The 11,464-nt window shown below is 72.4% G+C and carries 9 protein-coding genes; all 9 read left to right on the plus strand.

Annotated features, from left to right (window positions below; translation table 11 throughout):
- The first annotated feature begins 242 nt into the window (after positions 1 to 242).
- The 9 genes from BM142_RS23435 to dmpG (BM142_RS23475) all read left to right on the plus strand — a co-directional run bounded on the left by BM142_RS23435 (position 243) and on the right by dmpG (BM142_RS23475) (position 11,022).
- The gene (locus tag BM142_RS23435; protein WP_092203845.1) at positions 243 to 1,325 is read left to right on the plus strand and encodes an LLM class flavin-dependent oxidoreductase; all 1,083 of its coding nucleotides are present in this window, start codon (positions 243 to 245) and stop codon (positions 1,323 to 1,325) included.
- Complete coding sequence (locus BM142_RS23440) at positions 1,322 to 3,904, plus strand: bifunctional FO biosynthesis protein CofGH (RefSeq protein WP_254791206.1); 2,583 nt, start codon at positions 1,322 to 1,324, stop codon at positions 3,902 to 3,904. The genes BM142_RS23435 and BM142_RS23440 overlap by 4 nt, the downstream gene beginning before the upstream one ends.
- Positions 3,901 to 4,728 carry a 2-keto-4-pentenoate hydratase gene (locus BM142_RS23445; protein ID WP_092203847.1) on the plus strand — a complete coding sequence of 276 codons (828 nt, stop codon included), beginning with the start codon at positions 3,901 to 3,903 and terminating at the stop codon, positions 4,726 to 4,728. Before BM142_RS23440 ends, BM142_RS23445 begins: the two co-directional genes overlap by 4 nt.
- Positions 4,725 to 5,672 (plus strand): acetaldehyde dehydrogenase (acetylating), encoded by a 948-nt coding sequence (locus BM142_RS23450; protein ID WP_092203849.1) that lies wholly within the window; start codon positions 4,725 to 4,727, stop codon positions 5,670 to 5,672. Before BM142_RS23445 ends, BM142_RS23450 begins: the two co-directional genes overlap by 4 nt.
- On the plus strand, positions 5,669 to 6,724 hold the full coding sequence (gene dmpG, locus BM142_RS23455; RefSeq protein WP_092203851.1) for a 4-hydroxy-2-oxovalerate aldolase: 1,056 nt from the start codon (positions 5,669 to 5,671) through the stop codon (positions 6,722 to 6,724). The genes BM142_RS23450 and dmpG (BM142_RS23455) overlap by 4 nt, the downstream gene beginning before the upstream one ends.
- A complete protein-coding gene (gene cofC / locus BM142_RS23460) occupies positions 6,721 to 7,404 on the plus strand; it encodes a 2-phospho-L-lactate guanylyltransferase (protein WP_092203852.1) in 684 nt (227 codons plus the stop codon). Before dmpG (BM142_RS23455) ends, cofC begins: the two co-directional genes overlap by 4 nt.
- 500 nt (positions 7,405 to 7,904) lie before the next feature.
- Positions 7,905 to 9,743: an IS1634 family transposase gene (locus tag BM142_RS23465; protein ID WP_217640862.1), complete on the plus strand. Its 1,839-nt coding sequence runs from the start codon at positions 7,905 to 7,907 to the stop codon at positions 9,741 to 9,743.
- Positions 9,744 to 9,793: 50 nt separating this feature from the next.
- Positions 9,794 to 9,970, plus strand: coding sequence for a hypothetical protein (locus BM142_RS23470; RefSeq protein WP_217640863.1), 177 nt, complete (start codon positions 9,794 to 9,796; stop codon positions 9,968 to 9,970).
- Entirely contained in the window at positions 9,967 to 11,022 is a 1,056-nt protein-coding gene (gene dmpG / locus BM142_RS23475) for a 4-hydroxy-2-oxovalerate aldolase (RefSeq protein ID WP_092203855.1), read from the plus strand. Before BM142_RS23470 ends, dmpG (BM142_RS23475) begins: the two co-directional genes overlap by 4 nt.
- Positions 11,023 to 11,464: the final 442 nt, after the last annotated feature.

Below are 11,464 nucleotides of genomic sequence, written 5' to 3' on the forward strand. Positions count from 1 at the left end.
AGCGTGTGATATTCAGCCGCCCGCGACGGTTCGAGTCGCGGACTCGCCTGGGTTGGTAGGTCAGCGTTGACCGGAAGGGCCGGCATGTTTGCTTCGCGCACCATGCCGGCCGTCGGGCCGGCGACAGACACCTGTGATCACGGTGCGCAGCCCGGGTGCTGCGCACCGGTCGATGGCCTCCCCCCTCGTTCCTCCGCCCCGGGTCAGCGTTCCCGTCCGCACACGAGACCGAGGAGCACGCGATGGACTTCATCGTCGGCAATCTCGCGCACATCGCCGAACTCGACCAGGTCAAGCTGGCCGAGGACGTCGGCATCACCCACTACGGCGCCGGTCAGGGGCCGCTGCACTCCAGTGACCCCTTCCAGTTCCTGGCGCTGGCCGCCCGGGAGACCTCCACGATCAAGCTCGGGCCGTACGTGCTGGACCCGCTGACCCGGATCGCACCCTCGGTCGCGAACTCCCTGGCGACGCTGAACCTGGTCTCCGAGGGGCGCGGTTTCCTCGGCCTGGGCACCGCGAACTCCGCGCTGCACGCGATGGGCCGCAAGAGCGCCAAGCCCGAGGAACTGGCCGAGGCGGTGCAGGTGATCAGCGCCCTCGTCCGCGGTGGCCGGATCGACCACACCTGGCGTGGTGAGACCAAGGCGGCGCAGCTGCTGGGCGCGCCGGACGCCGGGTTCTTCCGGACCGACCCGGACTTCCCGATCTACATCGCCGCGGGCGGGCCGAAGGGTGTCGCCAATGCGGCCAGGTACGCCGACGCCATCCTCTACTGCGCCGGCCCGAACCCGGAGTTCATCAAGCTGATCCGGCGCGAGCTCGAGAAGGAGGTGGCCGCGGCGGGCCGCGCCCCGGGCAGCGTCAAGCTGATTGGGCTCACCTTCTTCTACCAGTTGCGCAACGGTGAGACGTGGGAGGACGCCCTGACCAAGGGCTTCGGCACCACGGCCGCGATGGGCTCGACGATCAGCGACATGGGCTACCTCAAGAAGTTCCGCGAGGAGATCGGCGCCGACATCGTCGACCAGTCGATCGCCATGGTGCAGAACACGATCATGGGGGATCCCGGGGAGATGGGTGCCGAGAGCCACCTGGACCAGTGGGACACCTACGCCAAGGGCTTCGACGAGCGGCACATGCCGTACATCTCCAAGGAGATCCTGGACTTCTGGACGCTGTACGGGTCGCCCGACGACCTGCTGGAGAAGGCGCAGCTGATGATCGAGAGCGGGCTGGACGCGCTCAGCGTCTTCCTCTACAACCCGTTCACCGCGCGCCGGGACATCGCCGACATCGGCTCGTCGATCATCGCCCGGATGTGAGCGACGACCTCCGGGCCGCCGGCACCGACCTGCGGCCCACCGACAGTGCGATGCGCCGGGTCCTCCGCCGGGCCCGGGACTCGGTCGCCCTGGACCGCACCGAGGCCGAGGTGCTGCTCACCGCCCGGGGGGAGGCGCTCGTCGACCTGTCGGCCAGCGCCGCCCGGGTGCGCGACGCCGGACTGGTCGCCGCCGGGCGCCCGGGCGTCATCACCTACTCCCGCAAGGTGTTCATCCCGCTGACCCGGCTGTGCCGCGACCGGTGCCACTACTGCACCTTCGCCACCGTGCCGCACCGTGTCCCGGCGCCCTTCCTGGAACGCGAGGAGGTGCTGGAGATCGCCCGCGCCGGCGCCGCGGCCGGCTGCAAGGAGGCGCTGTTCACCCTCGGCGACCGGCCGGAGGACCGGTGGGAGGCAGCCGGGACCTGGCTGGAGGAGCGCGGGTACGCCAGCACGCTGGAGTACCTGCGGGCCTGCGCCATCGCGGTGCTGGAGGAGACCGGCCTGCTGCCGCACCTGAACCCCGGTGTCCTGTCCTGGGAGGAGCTGTCCCGGCTCAAGCCGGTGGCGCCGTCGATGGGCATGATGCTGGAGACCACCGCCGAGCGGTTGTGGTCGGAGCCCGGCGGCCCGCACCACGGGTCCCCGGACAAGGAGCCGGCGGTCCGGCTGCAGGTGCTGCACGACGCCGGGCGCACCGCCGTCCCGTTCACGACCGGCATCCTCATCGGCATCGGCGAGACCCTGGCCGAACGGGTCGACGCGCTGTTCACGCTGCGCGAGATCGCCCGCGCCTACCGCGGCGTGCAGGAGGTGATCATCCAGAACTTCCGCGCCAAGCCCGACACCGCGATGCGCGGCTCCGCCGACGCCGATGTCGAGGACCTCGCCGCGACCGTCGCCGTCGCCCGGCTGCTGCTGGGACCGGACGTCCGCATCCAGGCGCCCCCGAACCTGATCGGTGAGGAGCACCGGATGGTGCTCGACGCCGGCATCGACGACTGGGGCGGGGTGTCCCCGGTGACGCCCGACCACGTGAACCCCGAACGCCCGTGGCCCGGGCTGGACGAGCTGGCGGCGCGGACCGTCGCCGCCGGGTTCACGCTGCGGGAGCGACTCACGGTCTACCCGCCCTACCAGCGCGAGCCCTGGCTGGACCCGCGGGTGGCCGCGCACGTCGCCGCCCTCGCCGGGCCTGACGGACTGGCGCGCGAGGACGCCGTCCCGGTCGGCCGACCCTGGCAGGAACCCGAGTTCGGGACCGCCGGCACCGGGCGGGTGGACCTGCACGCCGAGGTCGACACCCTGGGCCGGACCGACGACCGCCGCAGTGACTTCGACACCGTCTACGGCGACTGGGACACCGTCCGCGGGCACGCCGCGCGCACCGGCGCGCCGACGCCGGCGCCGCTGGCGGCGGAGGTCCGGGCCGCGCTCCGGCACGCGGAGCGGGACCCGGCCGGGTTGTCCGACGCCGGGGCGCTCGCCCTGCTCGACGCCGAGGGTCCCGCGCTGGAGGCGCTGTGCCGGCTGGCGGACGACGTGCGCCGGGCCACCGTGGGGGACGACGTCACGTACGTGGTGAACCGGAACATCAACTTCACCAACGTCTGCTACACCGGCTGCCGGTTCTGCGCGTTCGCCCAGCGGCGCACCGACGCCGACGCCTACACGCTCTCGCTGGCCCAGGTCGGCGACCGGGTGGACGAGGCCTGGGCGGCGGGGGCGACCGAGGTGTGCCTGCAGGGCGGCATCCACCCCGACCTGCCGGGCACCGCCTACTTCGACATCGCCGCGGAGGTCAAGCGGCGGACGCCGGGCATGCACGTGCATGCCTTCAGCCCGATGGAAGTGGTGAACGGCGCGACCCGGACCGGGCTGAGCATCACCGACTGGCTCACCGCGGCGAAGGAGGCCGGGCTGGACACCATCCCCGGCACGGCGGCCGAGATCCTCGACGACGACGTCCGCTGGGTGCTGACCAAGGGGAAGCTGTCGGCGGCCACCTGGCTGGACGTGGTCGGAACCGCCCACCGGCTGGGCATCCGTTCCTCGGCCACGATGATGTACGGCCACGTCGACGCGCCGCACCACTGGGTGGCGCACCTGCGCACGCTGGCCGCGCTCCAGGACGACACCGGCGGGTTCACCGAGTTCGTGCCGCTGCCGTTCGTGCACGCCAACGCCCCGCTCTACCTGGCCGGCGTCGCCCGGCCCGGACCGACCGCGGCGCAGAACCGCGCCGTGCACGCCGTCGCCCGGCTGCTGCTGCACGGCCGCATCGACAACATCCAGTGCTCGTGGGTGAAGCTCGGGAACGGCGGCGTGCAACAACTGCTGACCGGCGGGGCCAACGACATGGGCGGCACCCTCATGGAGGAGACGATCAGCCGGATGGCGGGTTCCCAGCACGGCTCCGAACGGACCGTTCCCCAGTTGGAGGAGATCGCCACGGCCATCGGCCGCCCGACCCGGCAGCGCACGACCACCTACGGTCCGGTGCCGGCCGAACGACTGTCCACCCAGCAGCGCCTCACCCGGCTGCTGCCCCTGATCCCCGCGGAGAGCGCCTCATGACCGCAGACCGGTTCCCCGTTGCCGACGTCCCGAGCACGGCGACGATCGACGCCGCAGCCGCCCGCCTGCAGCAGGCCGCCCACACCGGCGTGCCCTGCGCACCGGTGCGGGACCTGCTCCCGATGAGCCTGGAGGCCGGCTACGCCGTGCAGCAGGTCCTCACCGCCGGTGCGCTGGCCGCCGGGCGGCGGATCGTCGGCCGCAAGATCGGGTTGACCAATCCGAAGGTGCAGGCGCAGCTGGGGGTCGACACACCGGACCTCGGCGTGCTCTTCGAGGACATGGCCGTCGCCGACGAGGGGACGGTCGAGGTCGACCAGCTGCTGCAGCCGCGGATCGAGGCCGAGGTGGCGCTGGTCCTGGGCGCCGACCTCGACGGCGACGACCTGTCGCCCGCACGGGTCCGCGCGTCGGTGGACCGGGTGGTGGCCTCGCTGGAGATCGTGGACAGCCGGATCGCCGGCTGGGACATCACCCTGGTGGACACCGTGGCCGACAACGCGTCCAGCGGCCGGTTCGTGCTCGGGGGGAACCCGGTGCCGTTGCGGGACCTGGACCTGCGTGCCGTGCAGATGTCGATGCTGGAGGACGGCCGGGAGGTCTCCTCCGGGACCGGCGCGGACTGCCTGGGTGATCCGCTGGCCGCGCTGACCTGGCTGGCGGCCGCCGCCCGGGACCTGGGCGCACCCCTGCGCGCCGGGGACGTCGTCCTCTCCGGTGCTCTCGGCCCGATGGTGCCGGTCCGGCCCGGCGCCACCTATTCCGCCGAGGTGACCGGACTGGGGTCGGTCACCGTCACCTTCACCGACAGGGGGACCGCGTGACCACCAAGGTCGCCATCATCGGTTCGGGCAACATCGGCACCGACCTGATGATCAAGATCCATCGATTGTCCGAGGAGCTCGAGGTCGCCGCGCTGGTCGGCATCGACCCCGACTCCGACGGCCTGGCCCGCGCACAGCGGATGGGCGTGCCGACCACGGCGGACGGGGTCGCCGGGCTGATCGCGATGCCGCAGTTCGACGACATCACGATCGTGCTCGACGCCACGTCGGCGCGGGCGCACCTGGCCAACGCCGAGGCCCTGGCCCCGTACGGGAAGCGGCTGATCGACCTGACGCCGGCCGCCATCGGCCCCTACGTCGTGCCGACGGTCAACCTCGACGAGCACCTGGCCGCCGGGAACGTGAACATGGTGACCTGCGGCGGGCAGGCCACCATCCCGGTCGTGGCCGCCATCGCCGCGGTCACGCCGGTGCACTGGGCCGAGATCGTCGCCTCGATCTCCTCCCGGTCGGCCGGCCCCGGCACCCGGGCCAACATCGACGAGTTCACCGAGACGACGGCACGGGCGATCGAGACCGTCGGCGGGGCGGCCCACGGCAAGGCGATCATCGTGCTGAACCCGGCCGACCCCCCGCTGATCATGCGGGACACGGTGCTGTGCATCGTCGACGACGGCGACCGCGACGCGATCACGACGTCGGTGGAGGAGATGGTCGCGCGGGTCCAGGCCTACGTCCCCGGCTACCGGCTCAAGCAGCAGGTCCAGTTCACCCCGCTGCCGGCGGCCGAACCGCTGCACGTCCTGCTCGGCGACGCCCCCCCGGCCGATCGCCTGCAGGTGACGGTGTTCCTCGAGGTCGAGGGCGCCGCCCACTACCTCCCCGCCTACGCGGGCAACCTCGACATCATGACCTCGGCCGCCGTGCGGGTGGCCGAGCGGATCGCAGCCGGCACGTCCCAGCTCCTGGAGACCCGCTCATGACCAGCATCTACGTCCAGGACGTCACCCTGCGGGACGGCATGCACGCCGTCCGGCACCGGTACAGCGTCGCGCAGGTGCGGTCCATCGCCGCCGCGCTGGACGCCGCCGGCGTGGACGCGATCGAGGTGACCCACGGGGACGGCCTGGCCGGTGCCAGCCTCACCTACGGGCCGGGCAGCCACACCGACGGCCAGTGGATCGCCGCCGCGGCCGAGGTGGTGACGCGGGCCAAGCTCACCACCCTGCTGCTGCCCGGCATCGGGACCATCGCCGACCTCGAGCGCGCCCACGCCCTCGGCGTGAGCTCGGTGCGGGTGGCCACCCACTGCACCGAGGCCGACGTCTCCGCCCAGCACATCGCCAAGGCCCGGGACCTGGGGATGGACGTGTCCGGCTTCCTGATGATGAGCCACATGAGCGACTCGGCCGCGCTGGCGAAGCAGGCGAAGCTCATGGAGTCCTACGGGGCGCACTGCGTCTACGTCACCGACTCCGGTGGGCGTCTCACCATGGACGGGATGCGCGAGCGGGTCCGCGCCTACCGGGACGTCCTCGACGAGAGCACCCAGATCGGTGTGCACGCCCACCAGAACCTCTCCCTGGCCGTGGCGAACTCCGTCGTCGCCGTGGAGGAGGGCGCCTACCGGGTCGACGCCTCACTGGCCGGTCAGGGCGCCGGTGCCGGCAACTGCCCGATCGAGCCGTTCGTCGCCGTCGCGACCCTCCAGGGCTGGAGTCACGGCTGCGACGTCTTCGCCCTGCAGGACGCCGCCGACGACCTCGTCCGTCCGCTGCAGGACCGGCCCGTCCAGGTCGACCGGGAGACCCTCACCCTCGGATACGCCGGGGTCTACTCCAGCTTCCTCCGGCACGCCGAGAAGGCCGCCGCGACCTTCGGGCTGGACACCCGCGACGTCCTCGTGGAGGTCGGCCGCCGCCGCCTGGTCGGCGGCCAGGAGGACATGATCGTCGACGTCGCGCTCGACCTCGTCGCCGCCCGCACGACCACCGGCGCGGGGCCCGCCGCCGGCACGGCCGCCGCTGCGCGGTGATCCGGCCCGGCTGGACGGTGCTCGTCCCGGTCAAGGCGCTGCACCGGGCCAAGACCCGCCTGCGGCCGTCCACCGGCCGGGACACGGCGGCGCTGGCGCTGGCCTTCGCCCTCGACACCGTCGAGGCCGCCGGCCGGGCCCGCGGCGTCGGCACCGTCCACGTGGTGACGTCGGACCCGCTCGTCGCAGCGGAGGCGGTGGGGATGGGCGCCGCGGTCCTCCCCGATCTCGGCGGCGGGGACCTCAACCTCGCGGTGAGCCGGGCCGCGGAGCTGCTGACCGGGTCGGACGCCGGGCTCGGGCTCGCGGTGCTCCCCGCGGACCTGCCCGGGCTGGCCCCCGTCGACCTCGACCTCGCCCTGGCGGCGGCGGCGGCCCATGGCCGCGCCTTCCTACCCGATGCCCAGGGAGCCGGGACCACGCTGCTCACCGCCCGTGCGGGGCACCGACTCCGGCCCCGGTACGGCCCCGGTTCCGCCGCCGCCCACCAGGCGGAGGGAGCTCACCCGCTCGGCGTGCCGGCGCCCACGGTGCGCGCCGACGTCGACCGCTGGGCCGATCTCCGCGCCCTGAGCCACGGCTCCTGCGGCCAACGCACACGAGAATGGCTCGACGGTCACCCGGCCCGCCGCGTCGGTAGGGGCCCGCCCGGCCGCGTCGCTGCCCCGCGTGCGCGTTGACCGGCACGCGCTCGACCGTGGTCAGCTCCCCCCGTGGGCTACCCTCCCGGTGCTCGAGCGTGGCCCGGGTAGGTCTCGACCCACACCAGCTCGGCGAGGCAGTCCGGGCAGTCGAGGACCGACCGGCGCTTCAGCCACCGGGGCCGGAGCCCACTCACGACACACGTGAGAAGGTCGGCGGCGTGCAGTGACGGCAGGCGCGCCGCAACATCGAGGGCGGCACGAGCTCGCGAGGCCGCTCGCAGTCCGGGCAGACGTCGCTGTCGTTGTCCGTCGTCCCGGCTGACCGCACATCCTCTCGGGTTCCGCAGCTGAGTGCCGTTCCTGGTGACGGGGGTTGGCGTTTTGCCTGGTCAGTGGGCGAGCGACCTGCACGGAGTGCGGAAACTCCTAGTGACGGAGGTTTTTGGCCTACAGCTTGACTGCCTGCGAGTACGTCTCTAGCGTCTGATGACGTGTTCGTGCGTACGTCGACACGGCGAAACTCGGTCGGAGTGCCGGTGCGGTATCTGCAGCTGGTGCACAACACGTGGGATCCGGCGGCGGGTGCGGCGAAGATGAAGGTGCTGCACTCCTTCGGCCGGGAGGACCAGCTGGACCGGGCCGCGATCGAGCGGCTGATCGCCTCGCTGTCCAAACTGCTGCGCTCGACCGGCGGACTGGTCGACGGGGCCGACGCGGATGCGTCCGCGGGCGGGTCGGGGCTGGAGTTCGTGTCGTCGAAGGTGCTGGGAGCGACCTGGGCCCTGGACGGTGTCTGGTCGCAGCTGGGCCTGGACACCTTGCTGCGGCGGCTGCTCAAGGGCACCCGCCGGAGCGCCCGGACCGAGCGGGTGATCTTCGGGCTGGTCGCGGCGCGGGCGATCGAGCCGGGCAGCAAGCTGGCCACCGCCGGCTGGCTGACCCGGCGCACCCACATCCCCGGCCTCACCGTCGCTCCGGCCGGCGGCGAGCCGATGGAGGTCAGCGAGGACGAGTGCTATCGGGCGATGGACTGGCTGATCGACGCCGCCCCGCAGCTCGAACGCGAGGTCTTCTGGTCGGTCGCCTCGCTGCTGGACCTGGATGTCGACCTGCTGTTCTTCGACACCACCTCCACCTACTTCGAGATCGACGAGGACGACGAACCCGTCCTTCGCGACGACCGCGGCCAGCCCACCGACCCGGTGACCGCGTCTGCGACCGGCGCCGATGCGGTGAGCGAGCCGATGTCCGAGGCCACCGCCGACGGGTCCACCGCCGACGGGGCCCCCGCCGAGGACGCCGACCGGTGGCGGGCCGGATTCCGGACCTGGGGGAAGTCCAAGGACGCCCGCGGCGACCTGCCGCAGAACGTGATCGGGATGGCCGTCACCCGCACCGGGATCCCGGTGCGGGTGTGGTCCTGGCCAGGCAACACCACCGACTCGGCGTTGATCCGGCAGGCGAAGGCCGATCTGCGGGAGTGGAACCTCGGGCGGGTCGTGTGGGTCGGTGACCGCGGGTTCACCTCCGCTGCCAACCGGGCCGACCTGCGCCGTGGCGGGCACGCCTACATCCTCGGCGAGAAGCTGCGCTCGGGGTCCGCCGACGCGCAGGCGGCGTTGGCCCGGCCCGGCCGCTACGCCACGGTTGCGGGCAACCTGCAGGTCAAGGAAGTGAAGATCGCAGACGACGAGCGGTTCGTCGTCTGCTTCAACCCCGACCAGGCCACCCGTGACGCCGCGCTGCGCGAGGTGATGATCAGCAAGCTGGAGACGCTGATCGCCGGCTCCGACGCGCTCTCGGCCACCAAGCGGGCCGAGCTGGCCGGGAAGATCAGCGCGCAACCCGGCCCCTACCGCTACCTGCGCCGCACCCCCGCCGGGCTGCTGCGCGTCGATCGGGCCAAGGCAGCCGCCGAGGCCAAGCTGGACGGCAAGTACCTGCTGCGCTGCTCGGACCCGAACCTGAGCGCCGCCGACATCGCGCTGGGCTACAAGCAGCTCATCCAGGTCGAACGCGGCTGGCGGGACCTGAAGACCCACCTGGAGCTGCGGCCGGTCTACCACCGCCTCGAGACCCGCATCCGCGCCCACGTCCTGCTCTGCTGGCTCGCCCTCCTGCTGGTGCGCATCGTCGAGACCACGACCGGACGCACCTGGACCGACGTCCGCGAGGACCTCTCCGACCTGCACGTCGGGATGTTCAGCGGCCAGACCGGCACCTTCGCCCAGACCAGCACGCCCACCCCCGGCACCCGGGACACCCTGGCAGCCCTCGGCCTCCCACCCCCGAAGAAGATCCTCGACCTGCGCCCGGCGGCCACCGCCGAACCCGCCGCCGACGCCCTTCCCAGCCAGGACCTCGCCGCGAGCTGACCTCCGGCCCGGCCACCCCGCTGCCGGCCGGCGAATTGCTGCACGTGCTGATGGGCGACGTCCCCGTCGTCGACCGCTTGCAGGTGTCGGTGTTCCTCGAGATCGAGGGTGCCGCTCATTACCTGCCGGCCTACGCCGGCAATCTCGACATCATGACCTCGGCCGCGCTGCGGGTGGCCGAGCGCATCGCCCTCGGTACCTCGACCCTCGTGGAGAGCCAGTCATGACCGACCGCGCCATCTACATCCAGGACGTGACGCTCCGCGATGGCATGCACGCCGTCCGGCACCGCTACAGCGTCGACCAGGTGCGGGCCATCGCCGCCGCCCTCGACGCCGCCGGCGTGGACGCCATCGAGGTTTCGCACGGCGACGGGCTGGCCGGGGGCAGCCTGACGTACGGGCCGGGCAGCAACACCGACGGCGAGTGGATCAGTGCCGCCGCCGAGGTCGTGCGCCACGCGAAACTCACCACTCTGCTGCTGCCGGGCATCGGCACGATCGCGGACCTCGAGCGGGCGCACGACCTGGGGGTCGCTTCGGTGCGGGTGGCGACGCATTGCACCGAAGCCGACGTCTCCGCCCAGCACATCGCCAAGGCCCGCGGCCTCGGCATGGACGTCTCCGGGTTTCTCATGATGAGCCACATGAGCGGGCCGTTCGAGCTGGCCCGGCAGGCCCAACTCATGGAGTCCTACGGCGCCCACTGCGTCTACGTCACCGACTCCGGCGGGCGGCTTACCATGGACGGCATGCGCGAGCGGGTGCGCGCCTATCGCGACGTCCTCGACGAGGCCACCCAGATCGGCGTGCACGCCCATCAGAATCTGAGCCTGGCCGTGGCGAACTCCGTGGTCGCCGTGGAAGAGGGCGCCTTCCGGGTGGACGCATCGCTCGCGGGGCAGGGGGCCGGCGCCGGCAACTGCCCGATCGAGCCGTTCGTCGCCGTAGCGACCTTGCACGGCTGGAAGCACGGCTGTGACGTCTTCGCGTTGCAGGACGCCGCGGAGGACCTGGTCCGCCCGCTGCAGGACCGGCCCGTCCAGGTCGACCGGGAGACCCTGACGCTTGGCTACGCAGGGGTGTACTCCAGCTTCCTCCGGCATGCCGAGAGGGCCGCCGTCACCTACAGGCTGGACACCCGAGACATCCTCGTGGAGGTGGGCCGGCGGCGCCTGGTCGGTGGCCAGGAGGACATGATCGTCGATGTGGCCCTCGACCTGGTCGCCTCTCGTGCGGCCGCAGACCAGAACACCGCCGCAGCGACCAGCGCGCGGTGAGCCCGGGACCTGCCCCCTGACCGTCCGGGACGCCGGTACCCGTCCTTCCGCCCTCCGCCGTGGCCCGGTCGCGGCTCTGCTAGCGCTGGCGGTTGAGGACGTCCTTCTGCAGCGGGCTGAAGAAGGACTCGATCGCGGCGCTTTCCGCGCAGGCCCCCGCCCGGCCCAGGGGGCCGAGCAGCTACGCGGTCCGCCGGGTTCGGATGTAGGCGTGAGAGCGGAATTTGGGCTGCCCCGGTCCGAATGCACGATCGCCCCGATCCAGCCGCGGAGCGCGAGCGCATGGGCCAGCCACAGCAGGTGGGTGGCTGGGCGGTGAAGTCGCGCAGCACCAGGTCGACTTGGACCTGTCTCGCCCCGGGTTTGATGGAGGCTCTCAATCCACGTGAGGATGAGAGTCATGGCGGCACCGAGGAAGTACCCCGACGAGCTGCGTGAGCGG

The sequence above is a fragment of the Blastococcus tunisiensis genome (assembly GCF_900112815.1).
Classification (GTDB): Bacteria; Actinomycetota; Actinomycetes; order Mycobacteriales; family Geodermatophilaceae; genus Blastococcus_B; species Blastococcus_B tunisiensis.

Bases quoted from the DNA above. Each gene is read 5' to 3' on its own strand.
- BM142_RS23435 (WP_092203845.1), top strand. From the start codon at position 243: ATGGACTTCATCGTCGGCAATCTCGCGCACATCGCCGAACTCGACCAG.
- BM142_RS23445 (WP_092203847.1), top strand. From the start codon at position 3,901: ATGACCGCAGACCGGTTCCCCGTTGCCGACGTCCCGAGCACGGCGACG.
- dmpG (WP_092203851.1), top strand. From the start codon at position 5,669: ATGACCAGCATCTACGTCCAGGACGTCACCCTGCGGGACGGCATGCAC.
- BM142_RS23470 (WP_217640863.1), top strand. From the start codon at position 9,794: ATGGGCGACGTCCCCGTCGTCGACCGCTTGCAGGTGTCGGTGTTCCTC.
- dmpG (WP_092203855.1), top strand. From the start codon at position 9,967: ATGACCGACCGCGCCATCTACATCCAGGACGTGACGCTCCGCGATGGC.